The sequence below is a fragment of the Pseudidiomarina aestuarii genome, from assembly GCF_048263735.1.
Lineage (GTDB): Bacteria > Pseudomonadota > Gammaproteobacteria > Enterobacterales > Alteromonadaceae > Pseudidiomarina > Pseudidiomarina aestuarii_B.
The window spans coordinates 258,452-274,527 of the sequence record NZ_JBLXDX010000002.1; the positions used below are offsets into that span (position 1 = coordinate 258,452).

Below are 16,076 nucleotides of genomic sequence, written 5' to 3' on the forward strand. Positions count from 1 at the left end.
TTACTGCTGTCTACGCGCGACTACCGCGTCTACACACTGTTGAAATGCCGACCAAAAATCGCTACTAAACTTCGCCTCAACAGGCAGATAATACCAATGTTCTTGCGCGAATGATTGACACTTTACCGCATCCTTTTCGGTCATGAGTATAGCGTCTACATGCTGCCAGTCAGCAAAATCAGCAGGCGTAAATGGGTGATGATCCGCGAACGCACGGTAGTCACTGATCTGTTGATTCTGTGCCCTGAGCGTCTCGAAGAAACGAGTTGGGTTGGCAATACCGGCAATGGCGACTCGTTCGCCAGCAGGTAATTCGGAAACCTCGACATTATCGCTCACTCGACGCCACTGGAGCGGCGCTAATTCGAAGCGATAATAGGAGTCCCCCCCATGCCGAAAAGCCTGTTCAGCACCACCATTTTGCACCACCAAATCGACTTCACTCAAACGTTGCTGCGACTCTCGTAGTGGACCCAGCGGCAGTTGATGTTGATTCCCCAACAACCGCTCACCGTCCACGACAACGAGTTCAATATCACGCGGTAACGCATAGTGTTGTAGGCCGTCATCACTGACAATAATTGATATCTGTGGATCTAGCTCTAACAAGGTTGCTGCTGCGCGCACGCGGTCTGGGTCAACGACCATAGTCACGCCCGTTCGCAGCACAATAAGACGCGGTTCATCGCCCACTGCTGCGGCTGTTGATTGTGGTGTCACCGCCTGTGGAAATGGTCCGTTCCCACCATAGCCTCGAGCAATGACGCCAGGTCGATGCCCCTGCGCTTGCAACCATTCCACTAAAGCAACCACGGTTGGCGTCTTACCGGCGCCGCCCACAGTAATGTTGCCGACGATCACAACGGGAACAGCGAGAGATTTAGGTGGGTTTTGTAAGAAGCGTTGGCGGCGGCGTTGTACCACAAAACGATACAGAACTTGCAGTGGCCACAGCAGCCACAGTAAGGGATGCACACCGGAACGATACCAGGCGCGCTGCCACCACATTACTGTTCCTCGCCGCTAAATTGCAGCCGGTAGAGTTGATGATACGCACCTTGAGATTCAAGTAACTGTTTGTGGCTACCGCGCTCAATAACTTTACCATCTTCCAGCACCAAAATTTCATCAGCACTTTCAATGGTAGATAGCCGATGCGCGATGACAATCGAGGTGCGATTTTGCTGCAAACGACTCAGCGCATGTTGAATGTGCCGTTCTGACTCGGTGTCCAATGCTGAGGTTGCTTCATCCAAAATAAGAATGGGGGCATCACGCAACAAAGCGCGTGCGATGGCAATACGTTGGCGCTGACCACCAGAGAGCATCACGCCGTTTTCACCAACCATCGTATCTAAACCCAACGGCAAATTATCGGTAAACTCGGTCACATAGGCTTGTTCTGCAACTTCACGAATGCGTTCTGGGCTAATTTTTCCAGACGCGCCGTAAGCGATGTTGTTCGCAATCGAATCGTTGAACAAAGTCACATGCTGCGACACCACTGCAAATTGGCGCCGAAGGCTTTTCAATTTATAGTCAAAAATATCGACGTCATCGAGCAAGATCACGCCGTCTTGTGGGGTATAAAACCGTGTCAACAAATTGGAGATAGTTGATTTACCGCTCCCAGAACGACCGACCAGGGCTAGTGTCTTCCCTTCGGCAACCGAGAAACTAACGTGATCTAAAGCGGGTGAATCCGCTTCGTCATAAGCAAAACAAACATCCCGAAATTCGATATTTCCAGCAACTCGGTCCACTCGGTTCTTACCGGTATCTCGCTCGATTTTTTGATCCAGTAGCTCAAAAATACTCTGTGCCGCCGCAATCCCGCGCTGAAAATCACTATTCACTGTGGTCAGTTGCTTCAGCGGGCGTAACAACATAATCATGGCAGTCAGTATGGTGGTAAAACCACCTGCGGTAAGCTGCGCAAACATCTCTGGGAAACTGGCGAGCACCAACACCATCGACAAACTGAATGAGGCAATCAATTGAATCACCGACGTACTGATGGTCTGCGCATTCACCAGCTTCATATTCTGATTTCGAGTAACGTTGTTAATGTGCTCGAATCGCTTCGATTCGCGCTTCTGCCCTTCGTACATGACGACTACTTTGTGGCCATTGAGCATTTGCTCTGCCAGTGTCGTGACATTGCCCATAGCCGTTTGGATGCGACTCGATACGCGGCGAAAACGCTTTGATACTACGGCAACGACTTTGGCAATAAGTGGCCCGATAACCAAGAATACCAGTGATAATTGCCAAGAGTGGTAGAACATCAAACACAGCAGTCCGAATACAAATGCGCCTTCTTTGATCAGTATAGAGACGGCGCGACTGCTCGCTTCGGCAACTTGCTGGGTAGTGTAGGTAATTTTTGAGAGTAACTCACCGGTGGAGTGTCGATCGTGAAACGATACGGGTAACTTCATCATGTGATCGAAGAGTTCCTGCCGCATAGTTGTCACAACACGGAAACCCACCCAATTTAAGGCATAGCTGGAGATGAAGTTAAATAAACCTCGGGCAATGAATATCACCGGCACAAAAATAGCACCGTAGATCATGATTTGGGCATTGCGATCAGTTAAGCCATCATCAATCAGCGTTTCAATCTGCGATAAGAAAAACGTATCGACAGCGGCATAGCCGAGCATTCCGATAATGGAAACAATAAAGGCCACTTTGTAAGGCTTTACATAGCCCATTAAGCGGCGGAAGGTGCGGTCGCGCACCTCTGGATTAAGTTGAGTGTCGTTCATTGACAAGGTCATGATCCGAAAACAATTTCAGCTATTCTATACGTTTTTGCAGGCAACTGGCTAGTTATCCCGATCAAACCACCCGCCATTTTTCGCAGCTAGGGGTTGCTTAACGCTCCACCGGTAGCCATTCGTTCGCAATTGTACTTGTCCGCCTTGTGCCGTATCGAATAGTGCTAGAGCGCGCTGCTGAATGCGCCTGCGTACGCGTTCGTCAACCATTCCGTAAGCATTATTTCGACCACGACTGGCAATAGCGATGGAAGGTCGAACATGATCGAGGAAATAGGACTCCGATGAACTATTGCTGCCATGGTGAGCCAGCACTAGCACATCCGCTTGCACGGGTGCGCTGTGCGCCAGCAAGTTACGCTCCGCAGCTTGCTCAATATCACCTGGAAATAGAATAACCATATCTCGGTAAGTCATTTGAATGACACAGGAATTATTATTGTGATGATTATTGTAACTCCGTCTCGGGTGTAACACGCGCCACTGCACTCCGCGCCATTCGCCTGTTTGTCCAGCGATACATAAATGACCGTCAGGTGGTGTTCGACCGAACCAACGTACCTTCGGATAGGTTCTCTGAATGGTTTCAAATCCACCACTGTGATCCAGGTCAGAGTGACTGATGAATGCTAATTCCGGCTTCAATCGCTGCTGTGCTAGATATGGCAAGACAACGCGTTCCGCCATATCGCCCCCACTCGGCCATTTAGCTCCCGTATCAATCAGCAACGCATATCCTTGTCGTTCCAGCACAGCGGCGCTGCCTTGCTCTACATCAAGCACGGTAACGATAAGATCCGAGTCATAAGTCCGTAAGGTTTGTCCAATTGAAACTGCAATGAACAAAGAACCGAAAATGGCTGCTCGCGATCTCCATGCAAGCGGCCAAGCGGCCGCCAATAGTGCCGCTATCACTGCCCACAGCGGCCACGTTTCCGCGGTCGTCAACCATTGCCATGAGCTAGCACTGAGCCACTCCAACAATGGCCATACAATACGGAGCGGCCACTCCGCTAGCCACCAGATAAAATGAGTGACCGCTGGCAGCCCAATCAGCGTAAAACACAAACCGACCAGCGCCAACGGCAAAATCCATACAGCAAACACAGGCACCAATAGAAGATTCGTCAGTGGCGCAGCCACTGGCAGGCCTCCAAACCACAGCAACATAAGCGGCCACAAAGCAGCGGTAATGACCAACTCCAATCGCCATAGGGCACGGAGTTCTCGCCAAGAACCGTTGATCCGGAGCCAGCGCCAGTGCATCCACAGAATAATACCGACTGCACAGACCGACAGCCAAAAGCCGCTTTTTAAGGGTGCCATAGGCTCAAACAGCAGCACGATAGCGATAGTTCTCACCAGTACACGCCAAGCCGACACCCGTTGCGCAAAACGCTGATGAAGAACAAAAACTAATACCATCACGAGCGCACGCAAGGTGGCTGTCGCAAAACCTGCCAACCAAGCGTACATCACCGCCAATAGCACCGCGAACCACCATGCCCAAATCAATGAGTTAGCTCCATCGCGACGGCTACGACTGCGCGACAGCCACCAGCGTATCGTTTGCCCAAGCCACAACGCAGCACCGACCAACAAGGTTAAATGCAGACCAGAAATGGCAATCAAGTGCGCTAAGCCGGTTCGCTGAAACACTTCTCGATGAGGATCTGTCAGATGCTCCCGTTGCCCCATCACCAAGGCCAAGGTAACGCCAAAAAAGGGTAAGTCACCCGCTGTTGATGAGAGCTTGTCATACAATTCTTGGCGCCACGTCGCAGCCGCGTGGAGTTGTTGCCCATGGCGCACGGTGCCGAGTATTTGAATGCCCTCAGCCATTAAATAGCGATGATAGAGAAAGCCGCCCTGATTTCGGGGGCCTTGCGGCGCCCGTAATTTGACTGCTAGCAGCCAAGTATCACCGGCGCGAGGTGGTGTGAGGTGTGGATCGGGGTCATACCAATTCAGTCGGGCTGAAGGTTGCTGCGCCATGGACTCGCCCGCAATCGTCGGCACGGTCCCTTCCAACTGCCAATAGCCTTCTTCAATACGCGGAATTTCAGTAATATCAAGTTGCAACGTTGCCGTGGTGCCGATTACGGATGCAGGCAATACGTATTTTAATGCCAAAGTCGCATTGCCAATCCCCCAGGTTATGCCGCACAATACCGCCGCCAAACAGGATAGAGCGAAAGCAAGACGTCTCGGGTGAGTTTCTGTATAATTTACCGCACGGATAGATTTCGAGTGGACGCAAATCGTCATTCCCAATATGACGAGCGTGCTGACCAACAGGCACAACCAAACATCCCACGTGGGTGTTGAGGGTAATAAAAATGCCACGGCATAGCCGCATAATAGAGCGCACAACCACCGATCCATGGACGTTGTACCTTCACGTAGTAATAAACTAGGTTAGACATGCCAAAGAAGTTTATGAAAAGTATCATGCCCAGCCACGACAGCATTAAACGCAGTCGGAGCATGAAGATCTTTGGTCGTTTATTGCATGACGCAAACCTCTGGCATCTGAATCGTCGTTCCGCAGCGGGAGCCTTTGCTGTTGGCCTGTTCTGTGCGTTTATTCCAGTTCCATTTCAGATGTTTTTAGCTGCTGCAGCCGCTATTCCATTTCGCGTCAATTTACCGCTTTCAGTAGCTATGGTTTGGGTATCCAACCCGATAACCATGCCGCCGTTGTTTTACCTGTGCTATAAACTGGGAGCGTGGATTTTAAGTCAACCACCCCAGCCGTTTGCCTTTGAGCTGTCCTGGGCCTGGCTTGCTACTAGTGTCTCGACTATCGGGCCTGCATTTTTATTAGGCTGCCTAATCTTTGGAGTGGTCAGCAGTATTACTGGCTACTTCGCTATTCGAATTCTCTGGCGTCAATCGGTTATCGCCGCGTGGCAAGAGCGCGCAAAACGTATGCGCAAACGCTTGCCACACCCGAAAGCGAAAGTGAAATCAGACCATCAGTCAAGCGATTGAACAATTTCGAGACGCGCCGCTCGCCAAGCCGGGTATAGCGTTGCTAATAAACTCATTAACAGAGCCACCCCGGTAACAATGAGTACGTCCTGCCCTTGCAAAGCGACTGGAATCTCCGCCACAAAATAGACATCGCTCGCGAGTAAACTTTCTCCAGTCAGGCGTTGCCAACCTGCAAACAAAGCAGGCAGTGAGGCGGTTAGTGTCAGTCCACCCAGTATTCCAAACACAATACCCCATAGTCCATTGAGCAGCCCATGCCAGATAAACAATCGCTGCACTGTCGACGCACGCATCCCCATCGTGCGTAAAATGCCTACTTGTCGCTGCTTATCTTGAACGGTCATGATGAGCGTCGAGACAATATTGAAGCAAGCCACCGCCAGCACTAGAGAAAGCACTATATACATGACTATCCGCACCAGTTGAATGTCGCGATATAAATGACCTTGCGCGCGCATCCAGTGGTCTAGATACACATGCTCACGAATCGATTGTCCAAGTTCATAAGCGACAGATTGTGCGGCATAGATATCGCGTACTGAAATTTCTATCGCTGCTGCGGTTTGCTCGATACCCGCCAGTTCTCGGGCTGTCGCTAAGCTGGTATACGCCATTTGATGATCAACCTGACCACCAAAGGTAAATGTACCCGCCACTTGCACTTGGATGCGTCGCGGTTGCCGGAAACTATTCTGTTCAGCAACCAGTAACGTCAAGGTATCGCCTTGCTCCACTTCAAGCTTGTCCGCAAGACCACTTCCGATAATCACTTGCCGTGGTTGAGTCAACTGTTGCCAGCTCTCAGCATCTGTATATTGTTCAATCGGTTGCGGTTGATTCAACGCCACACCTTGTAACTGCATACCGACAAAATCACTGCCCTGCTGCACCATCGCTTGGCTTTTGATAACCGGCCGCGCAGTCGTGACCTGCGGATGAGCCTGAACTTGCTCAACGAGCGCGGGAACATCGTCAAGCTCACCGTCAACAGCGGTAATCTCGATGTGCGGAATTAATTGCAGGAAACGATTCTCTAGTAGTTGCGAGAATCCGTTCATCACACTGAGCGCCGCTATAAACACCGTACATCCCAGCGCAATACCCAGCGTTGAAGACGCTGAAATAAAGCTCAAAAAGCCCTGTGCCGGACCATCACCACTGGCACGGTATCGACGAAAGCGCTGGGCAATTGACCAATCTAAGCGCATCAGTCAGCGTCCACAGTAGCAGTAACGAGTTGCCCATGCTGCAAATGCAACGTTCTGGGGAGCGTCGCAGCTAACGTTTGATCGTGAGTCACAATCACAAAAGCGGTATCCAGTTCAGCATTCAGTTGCAACATCAGATCGAACACTTGGTTGGCTGTGGTGGCATCAAGATTACCTGTCGGTTCATCGGCAAGTACCATCGCCGGTTTATTGACTAGGGCTCGCGCAATAGCGACACGTTGGCGCTCGCCACCCGATAATTCACTGGGACGATGATGTTGACGTGTCGCCAAGCCCACCTTGGTGAGCCATTGCTCTGCCTGCTCCAGCGCTGCCGTGCGCTGTTTACCTGCAATCCAGAGCGGCATGGCAACGTTCTCAAGCGCAGTAAACTCGGGCAATAAATGATGAAACTGATAAATAAATCCGAGTTCTTGATTACGCCAATCTGCGAGTCTATTGCTTGACCAACGGCTGATCACCTCATTCCGAAACAATACCTCGCCGCTGGTTGGTTTATCTAACCCACCGAGCATATGCAAAAGTGTGCTTTTCCCGGAACCTGAGCTGCCAACAATCGCCATCAACTCGCCAGCAGCAATGCTGAAGTTCACATCTTTGAGCACTTCTAATTGGTGTTGCCCATCGGCATATACACGTCCCAGCTGACGACACTCCAGCAGCGGTCCTGAACTAGTTGTAGTCATAACTTTCCTTATTCATAGCGCAGTGCCTGAGCAGGCAAGATACGGCTGGCTCGCCATGCTGGGTATAGCGTGGCAACGATACTCAATAGGCACGCCGCGGTCAGAATCCAGACTATTTGCTCTACTTCAATCACCACTGGTAGCCCAGTACCACCCACCAAACTCATGTCGATACCAAGAATCCTGAGAATGTCATTCATCCACCAACTTCCGGCAAGACCCAGCACTAAACCGAAGAAGCTACCGATGACGCCATTGTGGATGCCCTGCATTAAAAACACACATTGAATGCCACGCCGCCTCATACCCATGGTTTGCAAAATCGCGATATCCGCCCGTTTGTCTTGAATCATCATCATGAGCGCCGACACAATGTTAAATGCCGCAACCGCGATAATTAGGCCAAGCATTAAACTAACCATGCGCTTCTCAAGTGCAACCGCATCAAATAGCTCGCCGTATGCCTCACGCCAACTCAGTGACGTCAGTCCGGGTTGATTCTCCGCAAACCATGGGCTCAATTGTTGTTGTGCGGGCAGCGCCATAAAGGGGTCATCAAAGTAATAGCGTAACTCAGTCACCTGACTTGTTGCCATCCTCAATAAACGCGCGACATCGGCACCATGTAAGAGCAGCAATTGACTATCAGCTTCAGACTGCATGGCGACAATTCCAATCACCGTAAACTGGCGTTGCGCAGGGACTAAACCGAGCGGCGTAAATACACCACCGCCTGCAGCAATTAAACGAACGCGATCACCTGGCCAGACATCAAGCTCCTGTGCCAATGCTTGTCCCAATACAATTTCGTAGTCACCCGCTGTCGGTTCAAAACGGCCAACTACTAAATGCTGACGAACCGCTGATAATGCTCGTTGACTCTCGGGATCGGCGGGGAAAATACCTTGCAGCAATACCGGTCTTAAACGCCCCTCCGCTTGAATCACGCCCGCGGTCGACACCTGGGGTACCAACGCTTGCTGACCGGAGATTGCGGGAAGTTCACTGCGCAATTGCTGCCAATTGGATAATGGCTCACGATCGGTTGAACTGACCGTCAGTTGTGGGACAACCCCCAAAATTCTTTGCTTCAATTCGGTTTCAAAGCCGTTCATGACTGAACCCACAATAATAAGGGCTGCAGTGCCGACCACAATGCCAGCTAATGCAAACCTATTGATGAAGCGTGTAAAACGTTGGCCATGTCGAGCACGACTAAAACGCCACGCCAGAAGTGTGGGAGCAAACAGTGGCATAAAACCTCAAATGAACAATCTCTTGCGCTGCAAGCATAAAGAAAAGCACGCACTGATCCAAGCGCCAAGTTCAGGTATACTTAGCCCTTTCCAACCAATGACCGACTAGAGATGTAACCGGGGCCATGACTCGTACTTCCATTTTGATGCCACCGATGCCGACTGATGCCAGTAAAGACATGACTTGGCAAGAGCTCGCAGGGAGCAGTGCTGCATTGGCATTAGCTCAACTTATTGAGACGCATTCGGCACCTATTCTGATCGTGACGCCCGATGCTCCACAAGCGCATCGGCTGGAACAAGAAATTCGTTACTTTGCGCCACAGTGGGCAGACCAAGTATGGTTGTTTCCTGATTGGGAAACCCTCCCCTACGACAGTTTCTCGCCTCATCAAGACATTATTTCCGAACGCTTGAGCGTGCTGGCAAACCTGCCGGGAATGCAACGCGGTGCACTCATTGTTTCGCTGAACACGCTACTCCATCGCATTTCACCAACCGATTACGTTGCAGGCCAAGCTCTGCAAATGCAAGTCGGCCAACAGGTTGATGTGCATGGCATGCGACTCAGCCTCGAGCGCGCCGGTTATCGTTATGTTGCGCAGGTCATGGAGCATGGTGAATTCAGTGTGCGGGGTTCCATCCTCGATTTATTCCCGATGGGGAGCACACAGCCATTTCGGATCGACTTTTTCGATGACGAAATCGACACCATCCGTGGATTTGATCCGGATACGCAATTATCGACCGAGCAAGTCGACACCATTAACTTGTTGCCTGCACACGAGTTTCCGACAACGGCAACAGCTATTGAAGGGTTCCGGGCGCGCTATCGCGAGCGTTTTGGCGCTTCCAACGAGCGCGACTCGGTCTATTATCAAGTGTCGCAAGGTCAGTTCCCAGGCGGGGTTGAGTATTATTTGCCACTATTTTTCGAGCACACAGCCAGTTTGTTCGACTTTCTCCCCGACCAAGCCATGATTGTCACATTCGGTGACTTGCAAGGTAGCTTAGAGCATTTGTGGCACGATATTTCGAGTCGCTATGAATCGCGCCGCTACGACCCGCTACGCCCCCTCCTGCCGCCGCATGATGTATTTCTCACCGTCGATCAGTTGCACAGTGAGTGGAAACGACGCCCGCGTATTCGTGCTCATGTACCAGCGGATAAACCTCAGCCGGGACCACGTAAATTCGGTTTAGAAGCAGTCAGTGACATTGCCGTAGAGCCGCAGCACAAGCAACCACTGCAAAAGCTTGCAGACAAGCTGCAGCAGTGGCGCCAAGACAAGTATCGCGTGATCTTTATCGTGGAGTCAGCAGGTCGGCGTGAATCCTTACGTGAACTGCTCGCTCCGTTGCAACTTGGACTGGAAGAAGTGGATTCGTTTGCGGAGTTTAGCCAAGCTGACACCTTCGCGGCTATGTCTATTGGACCCGTCGTACACTCATTTGCTTTACCCACAGAACGTCTGATCGTCATTACCGAAACCGAGTTACTCGGTAACCGTATCGTACAGCGTCGTCGCCGCGACCAGAAAGCCACCGTCAGCACTGAACACATGGTGCGTAATTTGGCGGAACTACGGATCGGCCAACCGGTAGTTCATATCGATCATGGTGTCGGGCGCTACCAAGGACTGCAAACTCTAGAAACCGGTGGTGTCACCACCGAATTTGTTACCATTGAATATGCGGGTAGTAGCAAGCTCTACGTGCCCGTCGCAGCGCTCCATCTGCTCAGTCGCTATAGCGGTGGCGAAGAAAGTAGCGCGCCACTCCACAAGTTAGGCAACGACCAATGGGAACGCGCCAAGCGTAAAGCGGCAGAGAAAATCCGTGATGTTGCGGCCGAACTCCTCGATGTCTACGCACGCCGCGAAGCCAAACCCGGTTATGCATTCCAATTGAACGAAGCGGAATACAAACGCTTTGCCGGTAGTTTCCCGTTTATAGAAACCGACGATCAATTGGATGCGATTGCGCAAGTTTTAGCCGACATGGAATCCGATCGCGCCATGGACCGTCTGGTTTGTGGTGATGTTGGTTTCGGTAAAACCGAAGTCGCCATGCGTGCTGCATTTGTTGCTGCGAATGATGGCAAGCAAATCGCCGTGTTGGTCCCGACTACCCTGTTAGCACAACAGCATTATGAGAATTTCAAAGACCGTTTTGCCGATTGGCCATTCCGCGTGGAAGTCCTGTCACGCTTTCGTAGTGGAAAGCAAACCACCCAAGTTCTTGCAGATTTAAAGGATGGCAAGGTGGATATCGTGATTGGTACCCACAAGTTATTGCAGAACGATATTCATTTTCACGACCTCGGTTTGCTGATTGTTGATGAGGAACATCGCTTTGGCGTTCGTCAAAAAGAGGCTATCAAGCGGCTCCGTGCTGACGTCGATATTCTGACCCTCACCGCGACGCCAATTCCACGCACCTTAAATATGGCGATGAATGGCGTTCGAGATTTATCGATTATCGCGACGCCTCCAGCTAAACGACTAGCGGTGAAAACTTTTGTGCGTGAGTATGATGAGCCAACCATTCGTGAAGCGGTTTTGCGCGAAATATTACGTGGTGGCCAAGTGTATTTTCTCCACAACAATGTCGAAACCATCGAGAAAACCGCACGTGATCTAGAAGCGCTCATTCCAGAGGCTCGGGTGACCATAGCTCATGGGCAAATGCGCGAACGAGACCTCGAGCGCATCATGTCCGATTTTTATCATCAACGCTTCAACGTGCTGGTGTGTACGACCATTATTGAGACGGGCATTGATGTGCCAACCGCCAATACCATTATCATGGACCGCGCCGATCACCTTGGTTTAGCGCAGATGCACCAATTACGCGGTCGTGTGGGTCGCTCTCATCATCAAGCCTATGCCTATTTATTGACGCCACATCCCAAGCGGATGACTAAGGATGCACTGAAACGCCTGGAGGCGATATCACAACTCGAAGACTTGGGTGCGGGCTTTATGTTGGCGACGCATGATTTAGAGATTCGTGGTGCAGGTGAACTCCTCGGGGATGATCAAAGTGGCCAAATTGAAAGCATTGGATTCACCTTGTATATGGAAATGCTGGAGCAAGCTGTACAAGCCCTGCGCGATGGCAAAGAACCCGCATTAGATACGCTATTGCGTCAACAAAGCGATGTCGATTTGCGCGTGCCTGCATTACTGCCAGACACCTATATCGCCGATGTGAATACGCGTCTGAGTCTCTACAAGCGCATTGCCAGCGCAGACAACTCACAAGCATTACGAGAACTGCAAGTCGAGATGATCGATCGCTTTGGTTTGCTACCGGACTCTGTGAAAAATCTGGTGCGAGTCACTGAGCTACGCAATCGTGCTGGCCAATTGGGGATCCGCAAAATTGATGGTGGCCCGCAAGGTATCACCTTTGAATTTGGTGCAGACACCAAGGTTTCTGTTGAACTTCTGATTCAGCTGATTCAGGAACATCCGCAGTATTATCGACTCGAAGGTGCAAACCGTTTACGTATTCTTGAAAAAATCGAAGATACTCAAGCACGGTTGAAACTGGTAGAGTCTTTATTAGAAGCATTTTCAGGAAACTCATAAGCATGCGTCAATCTTATCTGCAACAGTTTTGGCGATTGACTGTCACTAGCCTTGCGAGTTTGTCGTTTCTTGTTACGGCAGGTCCCGCGCTAGCTCAGACCAATGTCACCACCCAACCCGTCGACCCATCGCAATGGCGCTGGTTTGATGTCGAGGTGCTGATATTTAAACATTCGAGTAGTGACGTCACCGAGCAATTCCCGTGGCTACCGCCGCGTCCTGTCCAAAATGCGCGCAATGATTTATTGACCTCTTACTATGCACCAAACTTTGGTAGCTTCCTGTACGAGACAGATCCGTGCGACTACGATAATGCGCTGATAAAAGGCGAAGCCATTTGGTTATGCCACCAGCCTAATGAACTCGATTTAAGCTACAACAAAACGCTGACAATGGCGCTCGCCCGCCTCAACCGATTTGATGCTGCGCCGGTCAACGTGGTTGATGGCTTTGGTGGTGAAATGGAGAGGTCTCCACGGCCATTTTTACTGCCCTCAACGGACATGGAACTGATTGAGCTGCGTGAAAACTTAGTGCGCCGAAATGTCGGCAAACCTCTATTACACCAAGTAGTCCGGCAGCCGGTATTCAACCGTTCTGATAGCTATACATTCCGTGTGTTTGGGGGCGCGAACTTCGGCAATCGCTTTGCTGAGGACGGCTATTTATTGCCCCAATCTGACGCCGAATCACAGTCTGCAGAATGGTCTGCTCTTGAGCAACCTGCACTTTCGAGCGTAGCTCCGCAAGAGGAGCTGTTCTCACAACTCGAAGAACTGCTCCAAATGGCTGATCAGGGTGACTTACAACTAACCTTGCGTGAGCAAAAAACGCCGCCACCACCGCCCGCGAATCGTCCCGATGTCATTGAGAAGCAACCCTTGTGGGAACTCGAAGGCTTACTTCACATCTATTTGGTGGCAAACTATCTGCATATTGAAAGTGACTTACAGCTCCGACAACCAGAGACCGTGCGGTTCAGTGCTGGCAACTTAGCCGACCAAGCGCAACTCGCTATTGATGGACAAGAGCAGACGCAACCTTTTTTACGGCGTTATGATTTGCAGCAATTACGCCGAGTCATTAGTCATGAGACGCATTATTTCGACCATCCGAAATTCGGAATCGTCGTGCAGATTCGCCGCACTGATTTGTCAGCGCGGCGTTAATCAAAACAGGCAGAAAGATGGAGAAGCACGAAGAATTATTGCTGGCATTACGGAAAGTTATCCGCGCCACTGACCTCTATTCGAAGCAACTCAATAAGCTCGCAGGGCTCACAGCTCCGCAGTTGCTTATATTGCGTGAAGTTGCTGCTGCGCCAGAGGGTATTACCGCCAGTGCCGTCGCACAAAATATTACGTTAAGCCCAGCAACCGTGAGCAACGTGATTGATCGCCTGGAGCACAAACAGTTGATTCGCCGCGAGCGAAGTACGCAAGACCGACGTCGCGTCGTACTATGGTTGACTGCGGCAGGTGCCGAGCGCATGCACGCCGCACCACGCCCTTTACAGGAAGATTTTATTGAACGTTTCCAAGATTTAGAAGATTGGGAACAATCACAATTACTGGCGGCGATGCAACGCATTGCTGCCATGATGAACGCCGAACGGCTGGATGCAGCTGAAGTTCTTGATGTAGGAAGTTATGTTGAAACACAATCAGACTAGTACTCACTTGAAATTACGCTGGCTACTAGCCAGTTCCGCTGCCATTGGTCTTCTGAGTGCCTGCAGTTTTTCAGCAGCACCGCCTATCTGCGCCGAATCGACAATGCCGATTCATGCAATACAAGGCAATCAAGCGCAGTCACCGTATCTCGACCAAGTGCTCACGGTCCGGGGCGTGGTCACCGCGAACTTTCAAGGTGAAGCGGAGCTTGGCGGCTTTTTTATGCAGAGCCTAGCTGAAGATGCAGATAACGACCCAACAACCGCTGAAGGATTATTTGTTGCTTATGCGGCCATCCCTTCAAATACACTCGTGCAACCCGGTGAAGTTGTTAGCGTAACCGGCACCGTGACAGAAGATGAACAACTTACGCAACTGCAGCAAGTCACTCAAGTGACGGCCTGTGGTACTGCTGAACAACCCCAAGCCGCTGAGCTCTCCCTACCAGTAGAGAGTCTGACTCAATTTGAGCAGTATGAAGGCATGTTGGTAACGACCACATCTTCGTTGGTGGTAAATGGCAACTATAACTTGGCGCGCCATGGTCAGTTCCAAGCGGCGCCGGAACGTTTATTCACACCAACGCAGCGGGTTCAGCCGGGTGCAGAAGCGCAACAAGTCGCCGATTACAATCGCCGAAGTCTGATCACGATTGAAGATAATCAAGCACCGAATCCAGAATTAGTTCCTTATCCAGCACCTGCTCTCACGGCAACCAACAGCTTGCGAGCCGGAACGACCATCGAACCCGTAACCGGCGTGTTTAGCGAATTCAACTCTGATTATCGAATTCAGCCAACACAACCCGTGGTCGTTGCGGAACTTGCACAACGCCCTGCTGCTCCGCCGGAGCCTGCAACACAAACCATCCGTATCAGCGCATTTAACGTGTTGAATTACTTCAATGGTGAAGGTAGCGAGAAATCGTTCCCAACCGAGCGAGGCGCAAAAAATCTGGCAGCTTTTGCCTTGCAAGAGAAGAAAATCGTGCACGCCATTGGGGCAATGAATGCGCACATTGTCGGACTTATGGAAATTGAGAACGATGGATATGGCGAAGCCAGCGCAATTGTTCAGTTAACGGCAGCATTACGAGCAGAGACCGGCCAACCCTGGGAGTTCATTCGGACGACTGAATCGGGTCCATTTGGTACCGATCAAATCACCAATGGTCTTCTTTATCGCGCTGATAAAGTCACTCCCGAAGGTGATTTGTTGACAGTTACTGAATATCCATTCGGTGCTCGGAGTCGATATCCACTGATTCAGCAGTTCACGCCAACGCATAATCAAGAGTCGTTCCTGGTCGCAGTGAATCATTTCAAATCTAAAGGTGGCTGCCCACGTACGCCAGACCCGATGAATCAGAATAATTCGGACGGACAAGCCTGTTGGAACGGTGTGCGAGTGCAATCGGCACAACTGCTAGCCGACTTCTTGGAGAATGACCCACGCACAGCTCGAATAGAGGCCCGTGTGCTCCTTGGTGATTTCAACGCCTATGCTCAGGAAGACCCGATGCAATTGCTCTTGCAACGCGGCTATCACAATCGGGTCGATGTCTTTGAGCCAAATGGTTATTCCTATGTGTTTGGCGGGCAAGCCGGCAGTCTTGATCACTTATTAGTGTCGACAAGTTTACACAATCGTGTTGTGCGTCAGCATCATTGGTCCATCAATGCCGACGAACCGACAGCATTGCAGTACAATCAAGCGATCGATAATCCAGAATGGGCAAGTGAATCACCATTCCGATCATCTGATCATGACCCGGTGTACGCCGACATTCAGTTTTAGTAAAAGTCTTGTCACAACGTCTTCGTTTCAGGCATCTTGTTGCTAAGAACAAGGAAGAG

The 16,076-nt window shown here is 50.8% G+C and carries 11 protein-coding genes; 5 read left to right on the plus strand and 6 right to left on the minus strand.

Annotated elements, in window-relative coordinates:
* The 3 genes from lpxK to ACN0S4_RS05940 are packed head-to-tail and all read right to left on the minus strand — an operon-like array spanning nt 1 to nt 5,168.
* On the minus strand, nt 1-1,008 hold the full coding sequence (gene lpxK, locus ACN0S4_RS05930) for a tetraacyldisaccharide 4'-kinase (protein WP_417656790.1): 1,008 nt from the start codon (nt 1,006-1,008) through the stop codon (nt 1-3).
* The gene (msbA, locus tag ACN0S4_RS05935) at nt 1,008-2,771 is read right to left on the minus strand and encodes a lipid A export permease/ATP-binding protein MsbA (RefSeq protein ID WP_417656791.1); all 1,764 of its coding nucleotides are present in this window, start codon (nt 2,769-2,771) and stop codon (nt 1,008-1,010) included. Before msbA ends, lpxK begins: the two co-directional genes overlap by 1 nt.
* Nucleotides 2,772-2,831: 60 nt before the next feature.
* Complete coding sequence (locus ACN0S4_RS05940) at nt 2,832-5,168, minus strand: DNA internalization-related competence protein ComEC/Rec2 (protein WP_417656792.1); 2,337 nt, start codon at nt 5,166-5,168, stop codon at nt 2,832-2,834.
* A 39-nt stretch (nt 5,169-5,207) separates the two neighbouring features.
* On the opposite strand from ACN0S4_RS05940, the gene ACN0S4_RS05945 reads away from it, so the two are divergent.
* Entirely contained in the window at nt 5,208-5,777 is a 570-nt protein-coding gene (locus ACN0S4_RS05945) for a DUF2062 domain-containing protein (protein ID WP_417656793.1), read from the plus strand.
* Here ACN0S4_RS05945 and ACN0S4_RS05950 read toward each other — a convergent pair.
* From ACN0S4_RS05950 to ACN0S4_RS05960, 3 genes are read right to left on the minus strand one after another with little or no spacing between them, the layout of a single operon-like run.
* Complete coding sequence (locus ACN0S4_RS05950; RefSeq protein ID WP_417656794.1) at nt 5,762-6,988, minus strand: lipoprotein-releasing ABC transporter permease subunit; 1,227 nt, start codon at nt 6,986-6,988, stop codon at nt 5,762-5,764. The two genes, ACN0S4_RS05945 and ACN0S4_RS05950, sit on opposite strands and share 16 nt — an antisense overlap.
* Entirely contained in the window at nt 6,988-7,695 is a 708-nt protein-coding gene (gene lolD, locus ACN0S4_RS05955) for a lipoprotein-releasing ABC transporter ATP-binding protein LolD (protein WP_417656795.1), read from the minus strand. Before lolD ends, ACN0S4_RS05950 begins: the two co-directional genes overlap by 1 nt.
* Nucleotides 7,696-7,703: 8 nt before the next feature.
* A complete protein-coding gene (locus ACN0S4_RS05960; protein ID WP_417656796.1) occupies nt 7,704-8,951 on the minus strand; it encodes a lipoprotein-releasing ABC transporter permease subunit in 1,248 nt (415 codons plus the stop codon).
* Nucleotides 8,952-9,076: 125 nt separating this feature from the next.
* Between ACN0S4_RS05960 and mfd the strand changes: the two genes are divergently transcribed.
* Genes mfd through ACN0S4_RS05980 form a run of 4 tightly spaced genes read left to right on the plus strand, consistent with a single transcriptional unit; the run spans nt 9,077 to nt 16,017 of the window.
* Complete coding sequence (mfd, locus tag ACN0S4_RS05965; protein WP_417656797.1) at nt 9,077-12,547, plus strand: transcription-repair coupling factor; 3,471 nt, start codon at nt 9,077-9,079, stop codon at nt 12,545-12,547.
* A gap of 2 nt (nt 12,548-12,549) precedes the next feature.
* The gene (locus tag ACN0S4_RS05970; RefSeq protein WP_417656798.1) at nt 12,550-13,716 is read left to right on the plus strand and encodes a CsiV family protein; all 1,167 of its coding nucleotides are present in this window, start codon (nt 12,550-12,552) and stop codon (nt 13,714-13,716) included.
* A gap of 17 nt (nt 13,717-13,733) precedes the next feature.
* Nucleotides 13,734-14,219, plus strand: a complete 486-nt coding sequence (locus ACN0S4_RS05975; RefSeq protein ID WP_417656799.1) for a MarR family winged helix-turn-helix transcriptional regulator — start codon at nt 13,734-13,736, stop codon at nt 14,217-14,219.
* On the plus strand, nt 14,197-16,017 hold the full coding sequence (locus ACN0S4_RS05980; protein WP_417656800.1) for an ExeM/NucH family extracellular endonuclease: 1,821 nt from the start codon (nt 14,197-14,199) through the stop codon (nt 16,015-16,017). The genes ACN0S4_RS05975 and ACN0S4_RS05980 overlap by 23 nt, the downstream gene beginning before the upstream one ends.
* Nucleotides 16,018-16,076: the final 59 nt, after the last annotated feature.

What these genes read in the sequence shown, in the direction of transcription:
- lolD (WP_417656795.1), bottom strand. Translation starts at nt 7,695, where the DNA reads ATGACTACAACTAGTTCAGGACCGCTGCTGGAGTGTCGTCAGCTGGGA.
- ACN0S4_RS05975 (WP_417656799.1), top strand. Translation starts at nt 13,734, where the DNA reads ATGGAGAAGCACGAAGAATTATTGCTGGCATTACGGAAAGTTATCCGC.
- ACN0S4_RS05980 (WP_417656800.1), top strand. Translation starts at nt 14,197, where the DNA reads ATGTTGAAACACAATCAGACTAGTACTCACTTGAAATTACGCTGGCTA.
- mfd (WP_417656797.1), top strand. Translation starts at nt 9,077, where the DNA reads ATGACTCGTACTTCCATTTTGATGCCACCGATGCCGACTGATGCCAGT.
- ACN0S4_RS05950 (WP_417656794.1), bottom strand. Translation starts at nt 6,988, where the DNA reads ATGCGCTTAGATTGGTCAATTGCCCAGCGCTTTCGTCGATACCGTGCC.
- lpxK (WP_417656790.1), bottom strand. Translation starts at nt 1,008, where the DNA reads ATGTGGTGGCAGCGCGCCTGGTATCGTTCCGGTGTGCATCCCTTACTG.
- ACN0S4_RS05970 (WP_417656798.1), top strand. Translation starts at nt 12,550, where the DNA reads ATGCGTCAATCTTATCTGCAACAGTTTTGGCGATTGACTGTCACTAGC.
- ACN0S4_RS05945 (WP_417656793.1), top strand. Translation starts at nt 5,208, where the DNA reads ATGCCAAAGAAGTTTATGAAAAGTATCATGCCCAGCCACGACAGCATT.
- ACN0S4_RS05960 (WP_417656796.1), bottom strand. Translation starts at nt 8,951, where the DNA reads ATGCCACTGTTTGCTCCCACACTTCTGGCGTGGCGTTTTAGTCGTGCT.
- msbA (WP_417656791.1), bottom strand. Translation starts at nt 2,771, where the DNA reads ATGAACGACACTCAACTTAATCCAGAGGTGCGCGACCGCACCTTCCGC.
- ACN0S4_RS05940 (WP_417656792.1), bottom strand. Translation starts at nt 5,168, where the DNA reads ATGGATCGGTGGTTGTGCGCTCTATTATGCGGCTATGCCGTGGCATTT.